Source organism: Sulfitobacter sp. (assembly GCF_039977885.1).
GTDB lineage: Bacteria > Pseudomonadota > Alphaproteobacteria > Rhodobacterales > Rhodobacteraceae > Sulfitobacter.
Map to the genome: position 1 here is coordinate 177,882 of NZ_JBDWCI010000018.1, position 23,235 is coordinate 201,116.

Consider the following 23,235-nt stretch of genomic DNA (forward strand, 5'->3'; position numbering starts at 1 on the left):
AAAAAAAGGGCAATTACACCGCCCTTTTCTTTGCCCCTATCCTGCCCTTATGGGCAGAACAGGTCATTATAGAGTGCGAAAACCATCAGGCTTAGCACCAGCGTGATCCCGATAGACATCAAGATGCGCAGCGCCTTATCGCTTGGTGGCTTACCGGCGACTGCCTCATAGGCATAGAAGGTCAGATGCCCCCCATCCAGTGCCGGGATCGGAAAGAGGTTCAACAAACCGACAGCCGTGCTTAGCACTGCTATGAAGTTGATGAAATTGACCGGTCCTTGACTTGCCATCGCGCCGGACACTTTGGCGATGCCGACAGGGCCGGACATGTTGCACGAGCTGATCGCCCCCGTCACCATGTGGTATAGGCCCGAAAGTGATCCGGTAATGATACGCCATGTGCCAGCCACACCACGTTGTGCGGCCTCCCACAGACCCGGCGTGTCAGTCGCAGCCGTGATCGCGCTATCGCTCGAAATACCGATGCGCAGCACATTTTTGAATCCGCCATCGGGCTGCGGCTCATCGGTGGATTTGGGCACCAACGTGAACTGCAAGGTCTCGCCATCGCGCCAAACATCCAACAGTAGTGGCGCGCCACCACCGCCTTCAACGGCGTCTTTGAGTTGCCGAAAGGCAAATGTCTCGCGCCCGTCGATGGCGGTGATCACATCACCCGTTTCCAGTCCGGCCTCCAACGCTGCGGTTTCGGGGCCTACACCGCCCACGATGGCAGGCTGTGGATACGGCCCCTCCACGGTCAGGAGCTGGCCATCGCGCAGGACTGTATATTCCAGCACCGGCTCCAGTGGTAGCGCGTCCATAAACGCATGGTATTCAACGCTTCCCACGGGCTGTGGCACGTCGCCTCCGGCGATGGATTGCAAGATATCGCCTTTCTGCAGGCCCTCGACCTGAACCGGCAAAGGTTTGATCGCCTCAACCGTCAAAGGCTCCCGCACGGTCCCAAGGCTCAGAGCGATTGCTGCGAAAACAATGATCGACAAAGCAAAATTGAACACAGGCCCTGCCAGAACAGTCAACGCCCGCGCCCACAAAGGTGCGCCATGCATCGTTGCACGCAACTGCTCAGGATCGGCGGCGGCTTCGTCCATCGCAGCCTCATCCTTGCCGGATGCGGCATTGGCATCACCGGCGAATTTTACGTAGCCGCCAAAAGGAAGTGCCGCGATCTGCCATTTGGTGCCATGTTTGTCGAAACGCGAATACAGCACCGGCCCAAAGCCCAATGAGAAAACATCCGCCTTGATCCCGCACCAGCGGCCAACAATATAGTGGCCATATTCATGGATCGCGACGATCACCGACAACGCGATAACAAACGCTGCAAGTGTCCAGATGAATCCGCTAAACTGCGGTATGAGTGTCGTGAAGTCCAATGCTCTACCCTGCCTTACCTGTGATGACCGCCTGTGCGGCCTTTCGTGCCAGATGATCTGTTTGCAGGACGTTATCAAGGGTCATGGTGGCATCAATATGGCTGCCGGCGGCTTCCATATGCTCCAGACACTGCGACACAACGTCCGCCATCTGTGTAAATTTTAGGTGACCGGCGATGAATCCATCCAGCGCAGTCTCTTTTGCTGCGTTAAACACAGCCCCTGCCAAACCGCCCCGCGCCATGACCTCGCGTGCGATGCGCAGCGCTGGCCAGCGACTAACATCGGGTGCGCGGAACTCGAAGTTGCCAATAGCCGCAAGGTCCAAACGCTCGACCGGTAGATGACGCCGCGCGGGATGGTGCAGCGCATATCCAATGGCATGGCGCATATCCGCAGGCCCCACATGGGCCATCAATGCGCCGTCGTTAAACCCCACCAGCGCGTGAATCATGCTTTGCGGGTGGATCAACACCTCGATCTGCGCCGGATCAACGCCGAAAAATTCGCGCGTCTCGATGACTTCCATCGCCTTGTTGAACATCGAAGCTGAATCAATGGTGATCCGCTGACCCATGTCCCAATTGGGATGGCTCGAGGCCTGCGCTAGCGTGGCGTTCTCCAGATCCTCGATAGGCCAATCGCGAAACGCGCCGCCTGACGCTGTAATGATAATCCGCTCAACCGCATCCATCGGCTCGCCGACCAGCGCCTGAAAAACTGCGGAATGCTCGCTGTCCACGGGCAGGATTTTCGCCCCGTGGGCCCGCGCCGTGTCCAACAACAGGCCCCCCGCACAGACCAGCGATTCCTTATTCGCTAATGCCAGCGTGCAGCCCTGTGCCAGCGCAGCAAGACCGGGAGCCAAGCCCGCCGCACCGACAATCGCCGACATGACCCAATCCACAGGGCGATGTGCCGCCTCGACAATCGCAGTTGCGCCTGCTGCCGCCTGAACATCGCTGCCCTGCAACGCTGTGCGCAGATCATCCAGCAGTGTCTCATCCGCAGTAACGGCAATCTGCGCCTTGAGCGCGACAGCGTCCGTGGCCAGCTGTTTGATGTTGCTTGCCCCTGTAAGGGCGACCACCTCATATTCCTGCGGCGCACGTTTGATCAGGTCAATCGTGTTCTGCCCGATAGAACCGGTGGCACCGAAAATACTGACTTTACGCATGGATCAGCCTATCACAGGCGGGAAGCCAATGAGCTGCCCGATCAGCAGCAGGAACAACGCCGCACCCAGCATCCCGTCAAAACGGTCCAGCAGCCCGCCGTGACCCGGGATCAGGTTCGAGCTGTCCTTGACGCCCATCTTGCGCTTGATTCCGCTTTCGGCAATGTCGCCCATCTGCGACGCCATCGAGATCGCAACAGACACACCTATAAGCTGAAGACTGGCATCGGTGTTGAGCGAGAACAAAAGCCCTACCAGTGCCGCGCCGACCCAACCGGCGGCCGTGCCTGACCATGTTTTCTTGGGGCTGACCTTTGGCCAGAACTTTGGCCCGCCAAAGGCGCGTCCTGCAAAATATCCCACCACATCGGTCGCGACCACAACCACAACAAGCCACAGCATCCAGCCGATGCCCATTTCATTGCGCACCTCCATCAACCCGTAGCCCGCCATCAGGATCACAGCCGTATAAGCCATATAGATCGTACGGTTGCGCTCAAGCTGGCCAAACCCCAGCAATGCAGGCGCAAGCAACAGCGGCAAAGCAAAGCCCGGCGGCAAATAATACGTCGCAAAAAGCGCCCCACCCGTCACGGCCCCCAACATCAGCGCAGTATTGCTACCCGGTGCCCCATGAACCATGTTCACCAGCTCCCATGCCATGATGCCGCAGATCAGCGCCACCATGAGATGAAAGACAAAGCCCCCCATCCAGATGCCAATGGCACCAACCAGCACCATCGCCACCGCAGAGCCCAGCCGGGTTGCCAGATCGGACCATTTTTCGGAATTACTCATCGCTTCCTCCCCGGATGCGCGTTCTTCAAGTCTTCACCGCGCCAAAGCGGCGATCACGTTTACCATAGGAGGCGCAGAGCTGTGCAAACTCTTCGCGCGTGAAATCCGGCCAAAGCGTATCAATGAATTCATATTCCGCATAGGCGGATTGCCAAAGCAGAAAGTTAGAGATCCGCGCCTCGCCACTGGTGCGGATCACAAGATCAGGATCAGGTAAAACACAAGTATCTAAATACTTTGGCAGCGTTTCTTCATCCACTTCTGCTGGATCCAGCTTGCGGTCCGCCACATCCTGCGCAAGCCGTTTGGTGGCGCGCGCCACCTCATCACGGCCCCCGTAATTAAGCGCAATAGTCAGATGCACACGGGTATTATGGGCGGTGGCTTCTTCCAGCTCGTTCATCAGCTTGATCAGCTTGGCATCCAGCCGCACACGGTCACCAATAAACCGCACCCGCACGCCGAACTCGCTCAGCGAGCGTGTCTCTTTCGTGATATAGCGGCGGAACAGGCTCATCAGCCCTGCCACCTCGACCTGCGTGCGTTTCCAGTTTTCCGTCGAGAAGGCAAAAATCGTCAGATATTCAACCCCGACCTCGGGGCAGGCTTCGACGACCTCGCGCACACGCTTCGCGCCTGCATGATGGCCAAAAAGCCGGGGGCGACCGCGTTGCGTCGCCCAACGGCCATTGCCATCCATAATAATCGCAACATGACCCGGCCCGCCGGGTAACGCCGCAGGCAGCGGTTCATGTTTCTTTTTGGAGGATTTAATCATGAATATGCTCGCATTCGGTCAGGCCTGTTATCTGTCTAGTGGTCTGGACCCGTATACGGGTGTTGTGCCCCTTTCAGGGCACAACGGGATCAAACCTGCATGATCTCGGCTTGCTTGGCGTCCAGCTGGTCATCAATGGCCTTGATGGTTTTATTCGTCAGCTCCTGCACCTCGTCTTCCCAGATTTTCTGGTCGTCCTCGGACATTGCGCCGTCATTTTTGGCCTTCTTGATCTGGTCCATACCGTCGCGGCGGATATTGCGGATGCTCACACGGGCGTTTTCGGCATAGCTACCGGCCACTTTGGTCAGCTGCGTCCGGCGCTCTTCGTTCAGTTCGGGGATGGGCAGCATAATGATCGTGCCATTGAGCTGGGGGTTGATGCCCAAACCGCTTTCGCGGATGGCTTTTTCAACCTTACCGACCAACGCTTTGTCCCATACATTGATGGTCACCATGCGCGGCTCGGGCACGTTCACCGTGCCCACCTGATTGATCGGCGTCATTGAGCCATAAGCGTCAACCATCACCGGCTCCAGCATGGAGGCAGAGCCCCGTCCCGTACGCAGGGATGCGAACTCGGTCCGCAAGGCGGCAATCGCCCCTTGCATCCGGCGCTCCAGATCGTCGGTATCAAGCATAAAATCTTCTGACATGTGCACTGCCTGTCTATCTGTTTCTTTAGCCAAGGGTTTTAGCGCCGCGCGCGTGTTTTCACAACTGCCCTTTGCACCCTGCTGTCTTTAACTGAATTGAAAACAAATGTTCTCCGGCGGTAAACGCGGATGGTCAGCGTCATTTCAACCTGGGTTATCCCGCCTTATACACCTTGGCCGCGCGACCGGAACCGACAGCACGCGGCCCATATTTTCGGACCTTAGCCTTGAACGCGGGTATGTGCGCCCTGTCCGGCAAGGATACCTTTGAAACCACCCGGTTCATCCAGCGAGAAGACGATAATCGGAAGGTTGTTGTCACGCGCAAGGGCAATGGCCGAGGCGTCCATAACCCCAAGGCGCTTGGCCAACACATCATCGTAGCTCACTGTGTCATAGCGTTTGGCATCCGCGTGTTTTGCAGGATCTTTATCATAAACCCCATCCACACCGTTTTTACCCATCAGGATCGCTTCGCAGGCCATTTCATTGGCGCGCAGGGCAGCGGCGGTATCGGTGGTAAAATACGGGTTCCCCGTACCGGCCGCAAAGATGCAGACGCGCTTTTTCTCAAGGTGGCGCACGGCGCGGCGGCGGATATAGGGTTCGGCCACTTCATTCATGGTAATGGCCGAGATCACGCGCGTATGGATCCCCTCGGCCTCAAGCGCCGATTGCATGGCCAGCGCATTCATCACAGTCGCCAACATGCCCATGTAATCCGCGGTGGTCCGCTCCATCCCTTGCGCGCTGCCTTGCAAGCCGCGAAAGATATTGCCTCCACCAATGACCATACAAATCTCGACACCCAGATCATGCACGGATTTGACTTCTTTTGCGATCCGTTCGACCGTGGGCGGATTAAGCCCGAACCCTTTGTCCCCCATCAATGCTTCGCCGGAGATTTTGAGCATGACACGATTGAAGCTGGCAGGAGAAGATGCGGACATGGGAGGGGGACCTTTCGGGGACTTGGAGGGGCGCTACAGGGATGCAGACTTTCGCTTTGCCCTAAAATGTCGCAAATAGCGCCAAGGTTCAATGCAGCGCGCAGTTAGGAAGCAAAGAAATGTCCCCCTCGGCCAGCGATAATTTGCTCAACCGCCTCCCGCCTGCGCAACCGGTGCTGATTGCGGGGCCTACGGCCTCGGGAAAATCGGCGCTGGCGCTGCGCATCGCGCAAGAAAGCGGCGGGGTGATTGTAAATGCGGATGCCAGTCAGGTCTTTGCCTGCTGGCAGGTCATCTCTGCGCGTCCCAACGCCGATGAAGTGGCGCAAGCGCCCCATGCGCTTTACGGTCATCTGGACGATCAGGCCCCCTATTCCACTGGCCATTGGCTCCGCGAGGTCACCGAGATCATAGCAGGCGGATTGCGCCCCATTATTGTCGGGGGTACGGGATTGTATTTTCAGGCTCTGACCGAAGGGCTTGCCGAAATCCCCGCCACGCCACCGGAATTGCGGGCGCAGGCCAATGACATACCGCTCGAGACATTGATTGAACAGCTTGACCCCGCCACTGCCTCAGGCCTTGACCTTGCCAACCGCGCGCGGGTCCAGCGGGCGTGGGAGGTCTATACGGCAACCGGACGCGGGCTGGCGGCATGGCAGGCCGAAACGCCCGCACCGCTACTGCCGCTTGAACAATGTTGCGCGCTTGCCCTCGATGTAGACCGCGACTGGATCAACGAGCGGATCGAACGGCGCTTTGATCTGATGTTGGAGGCGGGCGCGCTGGACGAGGTGCGCGCTGTTGCGCCCCATTACGACCCGACCCTGCCCGCCCATAAAGCCATCGGCGTGCCCGAGCTGATGGCCTATCTGCGCGGCGATCTGACGCTGGAGCAAGCCCGGGAGGCCGCTATCATTGCCACCAGACGCTATGCCAAACGCCAGCGCACATGGATTCGCAGCAAAATGGGAGCATGGCACAAGCTTCCCCTCCCCGAGACCGGCAAAGATTAGCCGAACACGCGCTGAGACATGCCGATCAGAAGGCCTCCGCCAGACAAGGCCTTGCACTTTACCAACATCTGCTGGCAAAAATTCTCCCTAAGGTGGGCATGCACTGCCCTGAATAGAACACAGGACACGTTTAGGATGAATGACGCAGGCCTTCAGGTACGCTCAATGTCCCAGTTCAGCGCTGGTGCACGCTGGCAGCTCGAGCTTGCCCATGACCGCCCCTATCACACGCTGATCTGGTTCACCCGTGGTCAAGGCCGGATGTTGCTGGACGGGCGCTTGCGCGGCTTGGGACCTCATAACGCAGTGTTCATCCCCGCAGGGGCTCTTTTTGCGATCGAGACGGGCGTGCAAAACCTTGCACAGGTGTTGACCATCCCGGACGGCAGCCCCATCCGCCTGCCCGATCGGCCGCATCATTTGCGCATCCGTGACAAGCTGGTTCAATCGGAAATGACCGGACTTGTTGAAAGCGCCCAACGGGAGCAATCAATGGGCCGTCCGCTGACACAGGACGCACTGGAAGCCCATATGGCGCTGATATCTGTCTGGCTGCGCCGTCAAATGGTGCTGGATGAACATGTGCCTGCCCCCCTCAGCGCGGGCGAGCGGTTATCCTTACAATTCACACAGCTTGTCTCGCGCCACTATAGCTCGGGCTTGCCGACAGGTTTTTACGCCGATGAACTGGGGGTCACACCGACGCATCTGTCCCGCGTCGTCAAAGCCGCCACCGGCAAAACAGCCGCAGATGTGCTGACCGAACGGGTCGTCCATGCGGCGCGGAACCTGCTAGAGGCCACAACCCACCCTGCCCGCAACATCGCCCAGCATCTAGGCTTTGGCAGCGCGGCTTATTTCACGCGCTTTGTACAACAACACACCGGGCAATCCCCCAGCCATCTACGGGGTGCAAATGATCCTGAAAAGCGCAGAGTGACGCAGGCACATTGACCCGATGCCGCTGCGACCACCTGCAGCGGACCGATTGCAACGACGGAAAATCAAAAGCATGCCAAAGTCAGATATCTGGGTTGATCGCCTTGGTCGCGCGCTGCTCTCGTTGCTATTCTTTGCGGGTGCGGTGCAAAAAGTGATCGACCCTACGCCCGTGATGGAGATGTTGGGCCGCACCGGTTTACCGCCGATTCTGGTATGGCCCCTCGCGGTTTTCAACCTTTGCGCGGCGGTGATGCTGGTGCTGGGTCTAAGATTGCGATCGCTGGGGTTTGTTCTTGCTGGCTATTGCCTACTGACCTGCTTTTTTCACCTGAACCCGCAGGATCCATGGCAAATATCCATCATGATCAAGAATTGGGCCATTGCCGGTTGCCTGCTGATGATCGCCACCCGGCAACGCAAGGTTTAGAACAGCGGCAGATCCAACATCGCCGTTGCAACAGCGCAAGGAAAATAAGCTGCGCTAAAACCGAAAAGCTTGGGGAAACGCGCACGCATGGCGCTGGCCGCAATCGCCATGACCGGCGCGGCACACAAGGCCAGAAGCACAGGCAGCACAATCATCTCGTTATACTCGAACCCCGGCCCCCAAGGCATCGCAGGGTTTTCCAGACCTGCCGCCACTGTCCCGATCAGCATCCCCATCACAGCACCCATCAACATCGGTTTGATGTTGCGGCGCACTGTGACGCTTTGGTTCCCCAAAGCAGGGGAGCTATACATCGAGGTCGCAGTCCCGGCATCAGCCGTCGCCATGGCACCCCGCCCGGTTCCGTTGTATTTGTTGATCCGTGCGATGCGCTGGTGGAAGGCGTCCTGGCTCATGTCACTCACTTAAACTACTAACTCGTTACCCTTTGACTTTTGCAGTCCTAATGGGGCCAGATTTGGGCAAAATGAGGTAGCGTTTAAGGCATTCACCGCTGTCCTTGCCCGAATACGGACAAGGCATTGTTATGCATTGAAATTATAGGAAACCCGAACAGGGAAGCAGCAGGTATTATTTACCGGCGATAATACGAACGTAGTTCTTGGTTTCCCTGTAAGGGGGAATACCGCCATACTTCTTAACCGCGCCGGGCCCCGCGTTATAAGCGGCAAGCGCCAGACGCCAATCACCGAATGTCTCGTATTGCGCACGCAGATACCGCGCGCCCCCATCAAGGTTTTGCGACGGCACATGCGGATCAACGCGCAGGCCTGCTGCCGTGCCGGGCATCAATTGCGCCAGACCGATTGCACCTGCGTGGCTGACCGCTTTGTGGTTCCAACGGCTTTCCTGATTCACGAGGCGTAGAAACAAATCCTGCGGGACATTATGTCGTTTCGCAGCCGCGCGTGCCATTTCAAGGAACGGCCCGTTATACCGCCCGCGGTATTTCTTGACCTTAATATTCCCCAGCTCGTCATCCCATTTAGTGGGCGTAACGACCTTTGGCGGCTGCAGCCGCGCAGAGCTATGGTATTGCTTGGACGCACGTGTATCGAGCAGTTTTTTCTGCGAATTGAATAGCTTGCTTCGGCTTTTCGAGGAAAAAATGTCAGCAGAAACAGGAGACCCCAAGCCAAGAATGCCTGCAATCACTCCAACAAATACAATGCGCATGCCGCCCCCTGACCGCAAGGTCGTAAAATTTCGGCGACTATACCAAACAATTATCCTGTGACCAGAGTTTGTTGCACGCCTATGGCCAACTGTCCTGAAATCGGGTCAAATTGCCGTGTCCCTACCCTGCGTTCCCGTTATAAAGACGCCGATAAGGTATGGCCAAGATTCGGCACATGACCTGCATGATAGATACGTCACCAACAAGGAGAGCAGCATGGCCGGCTCAGTGAACAAAGTAATCCTCATCGGCAATCTGGGGCGCGATCCCGAAGTGCGCAGCTTTCAGAATGGCGGCAAAGTGTGCAACCTGCGCATCGCCACCTCCGAGAACTGGAAAGACAAGAACACCGGCGAACGCCGCGAGAAGACCGAGTGGCACTCTGTCGCGATCTTCAACGACGGGCTGGTGCGCATCGCCGAGCAATACCTCAAGAAGGGCTCGAAAGTGTATATCGAGGGGCAATTGCAGACCCGCAAATGGCAGGACCAATCCGGCGCTGACCGCTACTCGACCGAAGTTGTGCTGCAAGGTTTTGGCGGCACGCTGACCATGCTTGACGGTCGCGATGGCGGCGGCGGTGGCATGGGCGGCGGCTACAGCGATCCGGGTGCCGGTGGCGGCTATGATCAAGGTGGCGGTTACGGCGGCGGCCAATCCTCGGGCGGCGGCAACCAAGGCGGCGGCGGCGGCGGCGCGCGTGATCTGGATGATGAAATCCCGTTCTAAGGCGACATGATCCTGCCTGAACTTTGATATTACTTTGGCGGGGGCTGTATTAGCCCTCGCCTTTTCTTTTGTAGAAACCTTGCCGAGTTAACGCTACGCCAAGGCATCCGTCAAAAGCGTCAAAACATCCGCCTTCGCCACTTCGCCGGTGACAAAGCTATCGCCAATCGCGCGCGCCAGAATAAACCGCAGCTGGCCTTCAACGACTTTCTTGTCCTGCCCCATCAGCGCCAGCAGCGCCTCGGCATCTGGCAGCTCACCATCAATGTCGCGTAGATCAACCTTCATGCCCATGGCGCGCAGGTGCGCGCGCACGCGGCTCGGGGCTTCTTGGGCGCATAGACCCATGCGCGCAGACAGCTCAAACGCCAAGGCACAGCCAATGGCAACACCTTCGCCGTGCAACAAGCGGTCGGAATACCCCGTCGCGGCCTCCAAAGCATGACCAAACGTATGGCCAAGGTTGAGCAGTGCACGCTCGCCCTGCTCGGTCTCGTCGCGCATCACGATGTCGGCTTTCATCTGGACCGAGCGACGCACCGCTTCGATCCGCGCAGCGCTGTCGCCCGCTGCCAAGGCTGGTCCTTGCGCTTCGAGCCAGTCAAAGAATGCGGCATCCCCCAGCAGGCCGTATTTCACAACCTCGCCATAACCCGCCAGAAAATCACGCGGCTCCAACGTGCCAAGCACGCTGGTATCGGCCAAAACCAAAGACGGCTGGTGAAACGCGCCCACAAGGTTCTTGCCGTGGCGCGTGTTTATGCCTGTTTTGCCCCCAACCGAACTGTCGACCTGCGCCAGCAGAGAGGTCGGGATCTGCACAAAACGCACCCCGCGCCGCAGCACCGAAGCCGCAAACCCTACCAGATCGCCAATCACACCGCCGCCAAAGGCCACAACCACATCACCGCGCTCGATCTGCTGATCCAGCAGCCACTCGACACAGCGGGTGAGCGCATCCCAGCATTTGGTCGCCTCACCGGGAGGCAGCAAAAGCGCCTCCATCGCGATCCCGTCAGCCGCCAATCCGGCGCGCAAGGTCTCAAGATGCAGTCCCGCCACGGTTTCATCGCTGATTACAGCCACCCGGGGACGGCGCAATAGTGGCGCCACATAGGCACCCGCCTGCCCCAGCAGCCCCTCACCGATCTCTACGACATATTCGCGGCCCGGCAGATTAACATGCACTTGCTCAGCCATCTATCTTCTCCAAAACATCGGGCCGGGTGAGCAAGACGTCGACGACACGCTCGGCCATGGCCTCTATCGACAGGCTCGCCGCGCATTTCACATGCAGTTCGGCCAATTTATACACCGGTGTGCGGGCCTCGAAAATCCCCGCCAGCGTGGCGCGCGGGTTCTGTGTGCGTAGCAACGGGCGCGTATCCTTGTGCCGGACCCTGCTCCACAACAGCTCGAGCGGCGCATCCAACCAGACAGCCACACCTTTGTCGGCTATTGTTTCGCGGTTGGCCGGTGCCAGAAAGGCACCGCCGCCCGTTGACAGGATCACCCGCTGGGTTTCCATCAAACGGCGGATGACTTCGGTTTCGCGTTTACGAAAGAACGCCTCGCCGTCGCGTTGGAAAATTTCAGGCACCGAAAGATTCGCCGCCGCCTCGATCTCGGCGTCGCTATCCAGAAAAGGCGCGCCCAGTCTCAATGCGACCGCACGGCCCACTGCCGTCTTGCCAGCCCCCATCATCCCCACCAGCGCCACCGTCTTTTTCAGACGGAAGCTGCCGTTTGATCGGCGGATGTTAGCCGTGGTTGTATCTATTTCACTCATTTTTCCTTGAATGACGTGATCTTGTGGGAAAGGCCATATATAGTTTAAAAAAATATTGGCAGATCGGGCAAAATACGAATGTTAGGAAAACTATTCAAGTTCCTGTTTATACTCGCAGTTATGGGGTTCATCGGGCTCGTGGGCTTTGCATATATCGCGCCCAAGCTTGGCATCGACTTTGCCCCCGACACGCAGGAAATCCGTCTGCCTGTTACCTTGCAGGGGCAATAAACCATGACACCGCAGTTTTGGCCTTTGCTTTGCGCAACGGCAATCGGCCTGTGCCTGTCTGCGCCACATGCAATCCAGGCACAAACCGCAGGCCCGTTGTCTGTCATTGACTGGCTGGAAGATCCCGTTCCCACAGCCGAGCTACCGCGTGCCCCACGGGTTGCCGCACCTGCTGCACCCGCACGGCCAAAAATCAAAGAACCCGCTGTGGCCCGCTCGGGCACGGCACCAAAGGTGACCACCAGCGCATTGGGCGCAGGTCCCGCACAAAACGTGGGCCTCGCCCCACCCGAGTTGACCGGCATAGCGCCCGACCTCTGGGCGCGCAGCGATCCCGACGAGGTGGCGAAACAAATCAACTCACTGCCCGATTTGGGGCTGCCTGCGGGCGATACATTGCTGTTCACCTTGCTTCTTACCGAAGCACAGCCCCCTGTCAGCGGTCCCAAAGACCAAGACAGGCTAACCCTCGCCCGAATGCGCAAATTGATGAGCCTCGGCGCCGTGGATCCTGCACTGGCGTTAGCCGAGCAGGCAAATGCCGATACCTCGCCAGAGCTTTTTGATCTTTGGGCCGATCTGGCGCTACTGGTAGGTACCGAAGACACTGCCTGTGGTGCGCTGTCACGCGGCCCCCATCTAAGCAAAAACACTGCGCTGCGGATATTTTGCGATGCGCGCTCGGGCAATTGGGACACGGCTGCGCTTACCTTTGGCTCAGCGCAGGCGCTGGATCTTTTGCCGCGTGATACATTGGCCGTGCTGGACCGGTTTCTGAACCCTGATCTGTTCGAGGACGCCGATCCACTGCCCGTACCGCGCAAGATTGACCCGCTTACCTTTCGCCTGTTCGAAACCATCGGAGAGCCACTGCCCACCAGCCCGCTGCCCCGCGCCTATGCTGTGGCCGATCTGCGCGATATCGCCGGCTGGAAATCCCAGCTTGAGGCCGCTGAACGGCTGACCCGCACGGGTGCCTTGCCCGACAACCGCCTGCTTGGCCTTTATACCAATCGCAAGGCCGCCGCCTCGGGCGGGATCTGGGATCATGTGCGCGCAATACAAAGCCTTGATACCGCATTACAGGAAGGCGATGTCGAAACAGTTTCCAAATCCTTGCCCTTTGCATGGGGCGAGATGAAGCGCGCCGAGCTTGAAGTGAGCTTTTCCACCCTGTTTTATGACCGCCTCAAGGACCTTGACCTGACAGGCGCCGCCGCCCCTATCGCGGCCCGTATGGGACTGCTGTCGCCTGAGTATGAGACCGCATCGCAGACATTGGCACCAATTACCCTTGCAGGGGTCGACAACAGCTTGCTGCGGGCCGTGGCCATTGGCGAGGTGTCCCAATCCCTGCGCAATGATCCACCACCCCAAGCCTTGCCGCGTGCGGTATTCGACGCATTCAACGCACCAACCCCGCGCAGCGACTGGATCGACATGGCCAAAAACCAACGCTTGGGAGAAGCCCTGTTGCGTACGCTTGAGTCCCTGCGTGACGGTGCCCGCGGTGACAGCCGCGCATTGCGCGATGCTTTGGGCACGCTGCGTGCTTTGGGGTTAGAGGACACCGCGCGCCGCGCCTCATTGCAAATCCTGTTGCAGGAACGCGATACGTGACCCTACGCGCGCCTTCGTCATGGATTTCCATGTTTCTCGAGGCCCAAGCCGCCGAGTTGGGGGCCGCGACGAATACGCTGCTGGCCTATGGCCGCGACCTGAAGGATTTTGATGCATGGCTGGCGCAACGCAGCCTTGAGTTCGATGCGGTCAAGCGCGCGCATGTGGAAGAATACCTTGTCTATTGCGACGCCCAAGGCCTCGCACGGTCCACCCGCGCAAGACGACTTTCCGCAGTTAAACAATTGTACCGCTTTGCCTTTGAAGAAGGCCTGCGCAGCGATAACCCCGCCCTGCAAATCAGCGGCCCCGGTCAGGAAAAACGCCTTCCCAAGGTTCTTTCTATCGAAGAGGTCGATCATCTGCTGGAGGCAGCCCGCGATCATGGCCGCAACCAAGCCGACCGCGCCCGCAATGCCTGCCTGATGGAGCTGCTCTATGCCACCGGCATGCGGGTGAGCGAGCTGGTTGGCCTGCCTGTGATGGCCGCCCGCGGGGATCCGCGCCTGCTGCTGATCCTTGGCAAGGGCGGCAAGGAACGCATGGTGCCGCTATCGCCAGATGCCCGCGATGCGTTGGCCACCTGGATTACCATTCGGGATGCGACAGAGGAAGCAAAGCTGGCCCGCAAACAGCAAGCCTCGCGGTTCTTATTCCCCTCGCGCGGCAAGGAGGGTCATCTGACCCGGCACCGTTTCTACCTGTTGATCAAGGAAATCGCCATGGCGGGCGGCGTCGATCCCTCCAAGGTGACTCCGCATACCTTGCGCCATGCCTTTGCCACCCATTTGCTTGCTGGGGGTGCTGACCTACGCGCCATCCAGACCATGCTGGGCCATGCCGATGTCGCCACGACCGAAATCTACACCCATGTCCTTGAGGCGCGTCTGTCCCAGCTGGTGCTTGACCATCACCCCCTGTCAGACACCGCCACGCGCAAAGCCTCTGGCAAGATATCTTCGGACGGCCAATAGCCGCTTTCCAATGCGCGGGCGTAATCCATAGGTAGACCCGCTGCCGACATATCCTGCGCTGCCGCTTTGGCGTCATAGATCAAATGCTCGACCCGCAGCTGCCCTTTGCTAAGCACGCCAAAGCGGGTTTGTGCAGAGCCATCATGGGGCGGCATCCCGATCACACCTGCGTTCATCCACGCCCCCCGCGCCGTGTGCCGCAAGAACGGCACGCCGCAATGTCCTGCAATTACGGCATCCACTGGTCCGGCGACCGCCTCCAGCGCGGCCCATTCGCGGGCAAATACAGCCTCTTCATCTGTCTCCCAGATGAATTTTGCCACATCGGTCACGCCGCCATGCACCACGCCATAGCGTTTGCCGTGGTGGGTAAAGCTGACAATGTCGGGCAAATCTCCCATCCATGCGCGCGCGTCCTGATCCAGCGCATTGCGGGCGAAATCATACCATGCCACGCTAAGCCGGTCGCAGGTGCTGCCTTCTTCAAATCCGCAGCCGCAATCATCCGCATCCGCCGCCAGTTGTTTTTCGCAATTGCCCGCAACCACCGCGCAGCCTGAAGCGCGCACAGCCTCCACACAGCCAACCGCCGCCCCGCAATAGGCCACCACATCACCGGTGCAAATCATCCGTTCGGGCGAGATACCCGCCTCACCTGCCCGTGCAAATAACGCATCAAGCGCCTGTTGATTGCTATAGGGGCCGCCAAACAGCAAAACATCGCCCTCGATGATCCCTAAATCGTGGTGTTTCATCCTCTGGCCTCCTTGAATGCGCCCCGTTCGCGCTCCATAACATATGCACTGACAATTAAGAGGTTCCCACATGGAATTGCCACAGGCAACGGCCGAAATCTCGAACGCGGGCTATTGGACCACTTCTGCCATCATCCTGTTTCTAATCGTTCTGTCGGGGTTCTTCTCCGGATCCGAAACCGCACTGACCGCCGCTTCGCGCGGGAAATTGCGCACGCAGGCAGATAAAGGATCATCGGGCGCAAAGCGCGCATTGCGCATCACCGAAGATAACGAGCGGCTGATCGGATCGGTCCTGTTGGGCAATAACATGGTGAACATCCTCGCCGCCTCGCTTGCGACTTCGATGTTTACCGCAGCCTTTGGCGAAAGCGGCGTGCCGCTGGCCACGCTGGTCATGACGCTACTCGTGCTGATCTTTGCAGAGGTGCTGCCGAAGACATATGCAATCACCAACGCGGAACGTGCGGCGGCCCATGTATCGTGGCCCATTGCCGTGGTGGTCAAGGTTTTCTCGCCCGTGGTCGCCATCGTGCGGCTGCTGGTGCGCTCAATGCTGCGCCTGTTAGGCGTCGCGGTTGATCCTGACAGTAACATCCTCGCCGTGCGCGAAGAAATCGCAGGTGCGCTACAACTGGGCCATTCCGAAGGCGTGGTCGAGAAAGAAGACCGCGACCGTATCCTCGGGGCGCTCGATTTGCGCGAACGCGTGGTTGAGGAAATCATGCTTCACCGCTCGGGCATCGAGATGATCAACGCCGAAGACGCGCCCGGTGATATCCTTGAGCAATGCCTGCGCTCCAACCACACCCGCCTGCCCGTCTTTCGCGATGACCCCGAGAACATCATCGGCGTCATTCACGCCAAGGACCTGCTGCGTGCGATGTACAAACTTATCGGCGGGCCCGATGGCGATGCCGCAGCGCTGAAAACTTTTGACATCGCCGAGGTCGCGATGGAGCCTTATTTTGTGCCCGAAACCTCGACGCTGGATGAACAGATGCGTCAGTTCCTGCACCGGCGCACGCATTTTGCGCTGGTGGTGGATGAATACGGCTCCCTGCAAGGGTTGATCACCCTCGAGGATATCCTTGAAGAAATCGTCGGCGAGATCACCGATGAATTCGACCCGCTGGCCGAGCATGCCATCAAGACAGACGCCGAAGGCCAATATCTGATTGACGGGGCGATGACGATCCGTGACCTGAACCGCGCCAATGATTGGAACCTGCCAGACGATGAGGCAAACACCGTTGCAGGGCTTGTCATCCACGAAGCGCAGATGATCCCGACCCAAGGTCAGGTGTTTTTGTTCCACGGCTTCCGCTTTGAGGTTCTGGCCCGTGAAGGGAACCGTATCACACAGCTCAAGATGCGTGCGCTCTAAGCCCTTCGTACCGACATAACCGGTGGCGACCACGGCGCTGCGGCTTATTCCGGCGCGGTGCCCTCGTCCCGGAACGCCTCCCACAGACGCTTGCGGTCGTCATCAAATGACATGCTATCCTGAGCGCGGTTCATCATCACCCCTGCGGCCAGGCCGGCGGCACGCGCCAGCTCATGATCGGGGTGATGGGTCAAGGCTTTGAGCACGCTTTGCAGCCGGTGTTGTACCTCATACAAAGTGGCCCCGTCCCGCGCCAGCGCACCAAAGCCATCATCAATGAGAACCGCCGGATCAAGCGGCTCAACCCAAACCCGCTCTAGCGGCTCGCTCCGGTCTTTGCTGGTTTCATCCTCATAATGTGACAGAACGCGGGCCACGCGGTTGATCATATCAATCGCCGTGCCCGGATCATTGATGCCCGGGGACAAGGCTTTAGAGGCGATCTCACCCATGGCGATCAGACCGAAACGGGGATCCTGATCAAAACTACGCTCGATTCCGATTACAACACTGTCGCGCAACGCCTCCTCGATCGATTCATAATCGCTTTCGTCCTTGGGGCCGTCGCCGCGGATGACTTTTGCCAATGGTTCGTTTACAAACACGAAATCACCGATATTGCGCAGCAGATACACATCGGCATCCAGTTCTTGCGCAGCAGCATTAAGCACCTCGGTATAAATCTCGTTTATATAGCCCGACGTCTTTACCAATATCAGCTCACCTTCCTCCGGCACAGGTTCAGTCAGCGCATTCGCCCCCAAGCAGGGGTTATCAAACCGTTCCCTGAATTTCTCGCGGGTGGTCCGTTCAACTTGTTCGGCGGTTTGGGTCAGGCTCCCAAAGGTTTGCAGGTGCAACACCCAGCGGATCAGATAAACGACAATAACGGCCAGCACGCCTACCGTGGTGAAAAACAGAACCGTCGCGCGCTCTTCTTCGTAAATACCCAGCTCACGCATAATAATCGCAAGCAATGCATAGACATAGGCACCGATAAACACAGCCAGCGTGTTCTGGGTTGTCTTATCCTGAAGCAACAGGCGGTGTACACGCGGCGACCATTGTTGCGATGTGGCGCGGTGCAGGGTCACCATACTGGTGATCGAAAATGTGGTAACAGCCAGCATGGCATTGGCAATAATGTTGAGCAGCCGATCAGCCGAATGCGCAGCAACGGCCGTTGCAATCGCGTCCGGCAGCACCCGTTCAAGCAGTTGGGTAAGACCGATGGCCACCACCGACATCAGCCCCATAATCACCACGCGCACCCATAGCTTGCGCAGATATATTTTGACCGTGCGCAACGCGAGAGCATAGCCGGGAATGCGTTTTAAAATTTCCATTCCTTTCAGATAGCGCGGGTCCAGCCCTTACCAACCCCGGTTGTGCGTTAGATGCGTCGCAATCGCGGATAGTCCTGCTTATTGGCTTTGATTGCCTGAACAGCTAAGCCTGTGGCACAGGCAGCAATGCGGGGCAGAGATGATTGCAATATTGCTTTTGGCAGCCGGAGCCTCGCGGCGGATGCAGGGCTGCGACAAGCTGATGGAAAGCGTGGATAATATGCCCCTGCTGCGGCGTCAGGCATTGCGCGCTTGCGCCATCGGGGTGCCGGTTATCGTCACGCTGCCCCCTGAACCCCACCCGCGATATGAGGCGCTAAAGGATCTGCCCCTCACAATTGTACCGGTGCCCGACGCAAATGATGGTATGAACGCAAGCATATCTGCGGGATTAAAAGCCCTGCCGGACGGAACGCAGGCTGTCATGATCATGTTATCAGACATGCCTGACATCACTGAATCCGACATTAACAAAGTAATTCAAAATATTGATCTAAAATCAGAAATCCTGATCTGGCGCACAACAACAACTAATGGATCTGCCGGACATCCGATTGTATTTCACGCACAGCTGATCCCCGACCTCATGGCCCTCTCGGGCGACCATGGCGGTCGGGAAGTAGTGCGGGCGAACATCAGCCGGACAAAGCTTATTCCCCTACCCGACGATCACGCTCGCACCGATCTTGATACGCCAGAGGCTTGGGCCAATTGGCGGGCGGGACGTGGGTCTATTTGACCAGTACAGCCGCTTCGTAGCCCTTGATGCTGCGGCGGGCCGCCCCATAACCCTCAACCCCTGCATGGGTGCCAAGCTGTGGAAACAACGTCAAAAGCTCAAGGCGCTGGGCGTTGCCCACCCCTGCAAGAGACTGCAATCCGGGTTGGAAGCTTTCGCTCCATGTCCCGTCAGACAAAATGACCTCGTGTTGGTCAAACATCAGGTGAATATAGGTTGTGTCCAGCGGCTCGACTACTGAAACACCTTGCAACCCCGTCAGGTGTTTGGCCGCGACCAAGACCTCGCTTTCATCGAAATACAGCGCGGTTTTGTCATTGGCCACCAGCATGCGGTGGTTGGGCGACACCATCATATCCCGCTCTGGCAGATCATTCCCCAACGATCCTTTCCGAAACAGGACGGGGGCGAGATTACTGGCCAAGGCCATCTCGGCCGCTGGCATCTCACGATGCCCGATCCACCGGATCGTCTGCATCCCGTTGTCGCGGGTGATAACGCGGTCGCCGACCTCTAGCGCCTCCACCGCGACCTCTCCGCGCGGGGTTGCGATACGTGTGCCCGGCGTAAAGCACGGGATGACCTTTTCGATCCCCGTGAACCGGATCTCACCCACATTGTTGCCTTCGCTGTCGGTATAGACGACCCTGCCGTTTTCGCCGTTATCCTCATCATAGATGACGTTGAGCCGCGTTCCTTCGGGCCGTGATCCCGTTAGGTTCAATGTGTCGAAATCGGCATTACCACCTTCCCCGCCCGTGACTTCATCACCGGGGTTAAGGCCATAAAACACATCTTGTCCGATTCCGCCGATCAACGTGTCATTACCCGCTTGGCCAGTAATAAGGTCGTTGCCTGTGCCGGCATCAATGAAGTCATCGCCATCGCCGCCAAATAAATCGTCAATGCCGTCGCCGCCAAGCAACGTATCATTGCCACCGTTGCCAAAAATAAAATCGTTACCATCTTCCGCCTGCAGCAGGTCATTGCCCTCGCCCCCTGCAATCGTGTCATTCCCAATACCCGTGGTGATAACATCATCCTCTGCAGTGCCTTGCAGGGAGTCGTCGCGGTCAGTTCCGTTGATTATTGCCATCGTGGATTGTCCCCATGAATCTGAGCGAATCCCTCAAAAATACTGAGGGCTAAGGGAAACCTACTACACCGCAGGTTGTAGACAAGAAAAAGTCTTAATTTCTCCTTAATTGCCAGTAGCTTAATACACAATCCAGCTAATCAGCTGTGATTAGTACACAAGCATGAACAATCGCGGAAAATGATGAAAGGCGGAGCCGACACGCGGCTCCGCCCTCATTCACCCAGGGTCACTAATCCCGAGCGAAGCTGCATAACTGGTGGCCCAAGGCGAAGCCCCTTTCAGGGCCCGCCTTGGGAGAATTTTATGTGGATTAGTTGGTCTTGGTAATCAGCTTGGCTTCATACTTTTTCAAGGACTTGCGCGCTGCCGCATAGGCTTCGATGCCTTCGCGTGTGGCAAGCTCGGGGAAGAGTTCAAGGATCTCTTCGCGCGACGCATCGCCCACACCGGCCAGTGACAAATCACCAGGCTGGAAGCTCTCTGTCCAAGTACCATCCGACAGAACGACCTCGTGCTGGTCGAACATGATGTGGATATAGCTGGTATGCGACACGTCAACCACGTCGATCCCTTCCATATCGGTCAGGTGCTTCGCCGCAACCAGTACTTCGCGTTCTTCAAAGTACATGGCCGTTTTGTCGTTAGCGATCAGCACGCGGTGCTGAGGCGAAACCATCATGTCGCGCTCAGGCAGACCGTTGCCCAATGCACCTTCACGGATGAGAACCGGACGCAGATGCTCTTTCGCGGCGAGTTCCTCACCGGACATCTCGCGACGGCCGATCCAGCGGATTTCCTGCATCCCGTTATCGCGGGTAATGATCCGGTCGCCGATCTCCAGCTCTTCGACTTTACGCTCACCTTTTGGTGTCGCAATCAAAGTGCCAGGTGTGAAGCAGGGGATCACCTCCTCGATATTGGTGAAAACAAGCTGTCCTGCGTCCGAGCCATCGGCGTTGAAGAAGTCGACAACACCGTTTTCTTCGTTGTCATCATCCAACGTCACCGAAAGGCTGCCACCTTCTGGCGCAGAGCCGGTCAGGTCGAGGACGTCAAAGTCAACGCCAGTCTCGGAACCATCAACAACATCGCCCGGGTTCACATTGACAAATGTGTCCTGATCCGCGCCGCCCGTCAGGGTGTCGTTACCGTCGCCACCATCAATCAGATCGTCGCCAGAGCCGCCATTGATGCTGTCGTCACCATCACCACCGTTGAGCGTATCGTCACCCAAGGCACCGTTGATTGTGTCATCACCATCATCGCCGTTGATCAAGTCAACGTCCTGACCGCCGTCGATGCTGTCGTTACCGTCACCACCGTTCAGCGTGTCATTGCCGTTGTTGCCGCGCAGGGTGTCGTCGCCTTCATCGCCGTTGATCAGGTCATCGTCCTGACCGCCAAGCAGGCTGTCATCGCCTTCGCCACCATCCAGCGTGTCGTTGCCGGTATTGCCGAACAGCGTGTCGTCACCGATGCCGCCATCAAGGGAATCGTCCCCCTGACCGCCGGACAATTCGTCATCGCCCTGACCGCCCAGCAACGTATCATTGCCCGTGCCGCCACCAAGCGAGTCATTGTCGATGCCGCCGTCCAGCAGATCATCGCCGCTGCCGCCCAGAAGCGTGTCATCGTCGTCACCACCAAAGATCTCGTCGTTGCCGGCACCGCCGTCGACAAAATCATCGCCGTTGTCAGGTGCCAGATCAGGACCAAGCGGATTGGTGCCGTCGTCTTCGAGCTCGAACACATCAAGGCCCAGATCGGGGTCATTATTGGCAAAGATCGTGTCGTCGCCTTCACCGCCCAAAATGGTGTCATTGCCTTCGCCGCCCACAATGCGGTCATCGCCCGCGCCGCCTTCGACGTCATCATCATCAATGCCCGCGTCGATGACATCATCGCCTGTGCCACCCGTGATTGTGTCACGGTCGTCGCCGGTGCTGATGGTATCGTTGCCCGCACCACCGTCTACGCTATCGCGGTCATCTTCAGGGTCCGCATCCGGGTCAAACACACCGGGGAAGCCGATGTCAGGCAGCGGATCATTGCTGTTGCCAGTGTCGATAACATCGTCACCTTCGCCGCCAACAACCGTGTCGTTACCTTCGTCACCAATGATGCTGTCGTTTCCGTCGCCGCCATCCAGCACGTCATCGCCGGTGCCGCCATCAACAGTGTCGTCACCTTCATCGCCAGCAATGGTGTCGTTGCCCTCATCGCCAGCAAGCTCATCGTCACCGATGCCGCCGTCAATGCTGTCATCACCTTCGCCGCCAGAGACTTCATCATCCCCTTCGCCAGCGACAACAGTGTCGTTGCCATCACCTGCTTCGATGATGTCATCGTTCGGGCCTTCACCTGGCAAGAATTCATCGTTGCCGTCGACCATGTCGCCTTCGGGGTCGCCCTCAAAGTCTTCGTCGATCAGGTCATCACCGTCCGTACCGGTCACAATACCGTCTGCAACGATAACTTCCACAGTGCCAGGCGTCTCACCGCCGTTGCCATCAGAGACAACATAAGTGATTTCCGCAGGGCCGGTGAAGCCATCCTCCGGCGTGAATTCAATCGTGCCATCGTCATTGATGTCCACGGTGCCATTCGGGCTTGTGGCCTCAATCACGGTGAGCGGATCACCATCCGGATCGCTATCGTTATCCAGCACAGCAATTGTCATAGGCTCGCCGGCATTGGTCTCGGCTGTGTCATCCTCTGTAACCGGCGCGTCATTGACCGGGTTCACAGTGACATCAACCGTCGCCGTGTCTTCGACGCCGTCCTCGTCGGTGATGGTATAGGTGATCGTAGTCGGACCGTTGAAGTCAGCCGTAGGCGTGAACTCCAGCGTGCCGTCATCATTGATCACAACCTCACCGTCCGGCGATGTCGCTTCGGTCACCGTCAGCAGATCACCGTCAGGGTCAACATCGTTACCCAATACGTCGATCACCACTGGCGTGTCTTCATCCGTTTCGGCCACGTCATCCACAGCAACTGGCGCGTCGTTCACTGGCGTCACGGTCACAACCGCCTCGCCTTCGTCGGACAGGCCGTCAGGGTCAGTCACGGTATAAGTGATTGTCGCTTCGCCGGTGAAGTCTTCGGCTGGTGTGAAGGTCACAGTGCCGTCGCCATTGTCCACAACGGTGCCCTCGGCAGGGTCTACCGTCACGTCAGAGATTGTCAGCTCGTCCAGCGTGTTGTCCGGATCGCTGTCATTG

At 58.1% G+C, this 23,235-nt stretch carries 23 protein-coding genes; 9 read left to right on the plus strand and 14 right to left on the minus strand.

Annotated features, from left to right (window positions below; genetic code table 11):
* Positions 1-47 precede the first annotated feature (47 nt).
* The 6 genes from rseP to pyrH form a co-directional block, all read right to left on the minus strand.
* Complete coding sequence (rseP, locus tag ABJM03_RS13040; RefSeq protein WP_348418153.1) at positions 48-1,400, minus strand: RIP metalloprotease RseP; 1,353 nt, start codon at positions 1,398-1,400, stop codon at positions 48-50.
* A 4-nt stretch (positions 1,401-1,404) separates the two neighbouring features.
* Positions 1,405-2,577: a 1-deoxy-D-xylulose-5-phosphate reductoisomerase gene (gene dxr / locus ABJM03_RS13045; RefSeq protein ID WP_348418154.1), complete on the minus strand. Its 1,173-nt coding sequence runs from the start codon at positions 2,575-2,577 to the stop codon at positions 1,405-1,407.
* A 3-nt stretch (positions 2,578-2,580) separates the two neighbouring features.
* Positions 2,581-3,375: a phosphatidate cytidylyltransferase gene (locus ABJM03_RS13050; protein ID WP_348418156.1), complete on the minus strand. Its 795-nt coding sequence runs from the start codon at positions 3,373-3,375 to the stop codon at positions 2,581-2,583.
* A gap of 25 nt (positions 3,376-3,400) precedes the next feature.
* The gene (gene uppS / locus ABJM03_RS13055; protein ID WP_348418158.1) at positions 3,401-4,153 is read right to left on the minus strand and encodes a polyprenyl diphosphate synthase; all 753 of its coding nucleotides are present in this window, start codon (positions 4,151-4,153) and stop codon (positions 3,401-3,403) included.
* 89 nt (positions 4,154-4,242) lie between these two features.
* The gene (gene frr / locus ABJM03_RS13060; protein ID WP_348418159.1) at positions 4,243-4,809 is read right to left on the minus strand and encodes a ribosome recycling factor; all 567 of its coding nucleotides are present in this window, start codon (positions 4,807-4,809) and stop codon (positions 4,243-4,245) included.
* A gap of 221 nt (positions 4,810-5,030) precedes the next feature.
* Positions 5,031-5,759: a UMP kinase gene (pyrH, locus tag ABJM03_RS13065; RefSeq protein ID WP_348418161.1), complete on the minus strand. Its 729-nt coding sequence runs from the start codon at positions 5,757-5,759 to the stop codon at positions 5,031-5,033.
* 119 nt (positions 5,760-5,878) lie between these two features.
* Here pyrH and miaA point away from each other — a divergent pair, with 119 nt between their 5' ends.
* From miaA to ABJM03_RS13080, 3 genes are all read left to right on the plus strand, one after another.
* Positions 5,879-6,775, plus strand: coding sequence for a tRNA (adenosine(37)-N6)-dimethylallyltransferase MiaA (gene miaA, locus ABJM03_RS13070; protein WP_348418163.1), 897 nt, complete (start codon positions 5,879-5,881; stop codon positions 6,773-6,775).
* Positions 6,776-6,940: 165 nt separating this feature from the next.
* The gene (locus ABJM03_RS13075) at positions 6,941-7,729 is read left to right on the plus strand and encodes an AraC family transcriptional regulator (protein ID WP_348418165.1); all 789 of its coding nucleotides are present in this window, start codon (positions 6,941-6,943) and stop codon (positions 7,727-7,729) included.
* 58 nt (positions 7,730-7,787) lie between these two features.
* The gene (locus ABJM03_RS13080) at positions 7,788-8,144 is read left to right on the plus strand and encodes a DoxX family protein (RefSeq protein ID WP_348418167.1); all 357 of its coding nucleotides are present in this window, start codon (positions 7,788-7,790) and stop codon (positions 8,142-8,144) included.
* Here ABJM03_RS13080 and ABJM03_RS13085 read toward each other — a convergent pair.
* Positions 8,141-8,560 carry a hypothetical protein gene (locus ABJM03_RS13085; RefSeq protein ID WP_348418169.1) on the minus strand — a complete coding sequence of 140 codons (420 nt, stop codon included), beginning with the start codon at positions 8,558-8,560 and terminating at the stop codon, positions 8,141-8,143. The genes ABJM03_RS13080 and ABJM03_RS13085 overlap by 4 nt on opposite strands.
* 175 nt (positions 8,561-8,735) lie before the next feature.
* Positions 8,736-9,341, minus strand: a complete 606-nt coding sequence (locus ABJM03_RS13090) for a lytic transglycosylase domain-containing protein (protein WP_348418171.1) — start codon at positions 9,339-9,341, stop codon at positions 8,736-8,738.
* Positions 9,342-9,558: 217 nt separating this feature from the next.
* On the opposite strand from ABJM03_RS13090, the gene ABJM03_RS13095 reads away from it, so the two are divergent.
* The gene (locus tag ABJM03_RS13095; protein ID WP_348418172.1) at positions 9,559-10,071 is read left to right on the plus strand and encodes a single-stranded DNA-binding protein; all 513 of its coding nucleotides are present in this window, start codon (positions 9,559-9,561) and stop codon (positions 10,069-10,071) included.
* A gap of 93 nt (positions 10,072-10,164) precedes the next feature.
* Here the strand turns inward: ABJM03_RS13095 and aroB are convergent, their stop codons facing one another.
* Both aroB and ABJM03_RS13105 read right to left on the minus strand, forming a co-directional pair.
* Positions 10,165-11,271: a 3-dehydroquinate synthase gene (aroB, locus tag ABJM03_RS13100; RefSeq protein ID WP_348418174.1), complete on the minus strand. Its 1,107-nt coding sequence runs from the start codon at positions 11,269-11,271 to the stop codon at positions 10,165-10,167.
* Positions 11,264-11,860 (minus strand): shikimate kinase, encoded by a 597-nt coding sequence (locus tag ABJM03_RS13105; protein WP_348418176.1) that lies wholly within the window; start codon positions 11,858-11,860, stop codon positions 11,264-11,266. The genes aroB and ABJM03_RS13105 overlap by 8 nt, the downstream gene beginning before the upstream one ends.
* Before the next feature lie 78 nt (positions 11,861-11,938).
* Between ABJM03_RS13105 and ABJM03_RS13110 the strand changes: the two genes are divergently transcribed.
* The 3 genes from ABJM03_RS13110 to ABJM03_RS13120 are packed head-to-tail and all read left to right on the plus strand — an operon-like array spanning position 11,939 to position 14,685.
* The gene (locus ABJM03_RS13110) at positions 11,939-12,091 is read left to right on the plus strand and encodes a hypothetical protein (RefSeq protein ID WP_348418178.1); all 153 of its coding nucleotides are present in this window, start codon (positions 11,939-11,941) and stop codon (positions 12,089-12,091) included.
* Between the two features lie 3 nt (positions 12,092-12,094).
* A complete protein-coding gene (locus ABJM03_RS13115) occupies positions 12,095-13,711 on the plus strand; it encodes a hypothetical protein (RefSeq protein ID WP_348418180.1) in 1,617 nt (538 codons plus the stop codon).
* A gap of 29 nt (positions 13,712-13,740) precedes the next feature.
* Complete coding sequence (locus ABJM03_RS13120; protein WP_348418200.1) at positions 13,741-14,685, plus strand: site-specific tyrosine recombinase XerD; 945 nt, start codon at positions 13,741-13,743, stop codon at positions 14,683-14,685.
* On the opposite strand, the gene ABJM03_RS13125 is transcribed toward ABJM03_RS13120, so the two are convergent.
* On the minus strand, positions 14,622-15,440 hold the full coding sequence (locus ABJM03_RS13125; protein ID WP_348418181.1) for a metallophosphoesterase: 819 nt from the start codon (positions 15,438-15,440) through the stop codon (positions 14,622-14,624). The genes ABJM03_RS13120 and ABJM03_RS13125 overlap by 64 nt on opposite strands.
* A 70-nt stretch (positions 15,441-15,510) precedes the next feature.
* On the opposite strand from ABJM03_RS13125, the gene ABJM03_RS13130 reads away from it, so the two are divergent.
* Positions 15,511-16,827: an HlyC/CorC family transporter gene (locus ABJM03_RS13130; RefSeq protein WP_348418183.1), complete on the plus strand. Its 1,317-nt coding sequence runs from the start codon at positions 15,511-15,513 to the stop codon at positions 16,825-16,827.
* Positions 16,828-16,871: 44 nt separating this feature from the next.
* On the opposite strand, the gene ABJM03_RS13135 is transcribed toward ABJM03_RS13130, so the two are convergent.
* The gene (locus ABJM03_RS13135) at positions 16,872-18,173 is read right to left on the minus strand and encodes a DUF2254 domain-containing protein (protein WP_348418184.1); all 1,302 of its coding nucleotides are present in this window, start codon (positions 18,171-18,173) and stop codon (positions 16,872-16,874) included.
* Between the two features lie 139 nt (positions 18,174-18,312).
* On the opposite strand from ABJM03_RS13135, the gene ABJM03_RS13140 reads away from it, so the two are divergent.
* The gene (locus tag ABJM03_RS13140; RefSeq protein WP_348418186.1) at positions 18,313-18,912 is read left to right on the plus strand and encodes a nucleotidyltransferase family protein; all 600 of its coding nucleotides are present in this window, start codon (positions 18,313-18,315) and stop codon (positions 18,910-18,912) included.
* On the opposite strand, the gene ABJM03_RS13145 is transcribed toward ABJM03_RS13140, so the two are convergent.
* Both ABJM03_RS13145 and ABJM03_RS13150 read right to left on the minus strand, forming a co-directional pair.
* Positions 18,905-20,008, minus strand: a complete 1,104-nt coding sequence (locus ABJM03_RS13145; RefSeq protein ID WP_348418188.1) for a Hint domain-containing protein — start codon at positions 20,006-20,008, stop codon at positions 18,905-18,907. The two genes, ABJM03_RS13140 and ABJM03_RS13145, sit on opposite strands and share 8 nt — an antisense overlap.
* Before the next feature lie 313 nt (positions 20,009-20,321).
* Positions 20,322-23,235, minus strand: a 2,914-nt coding sequence (locus tag ABJM03_RS13150) for a Hint domain-containing protein (RefSeq protein ID WP_348418190.1), incomplete at its 5' end; no start/stop codon positions are given.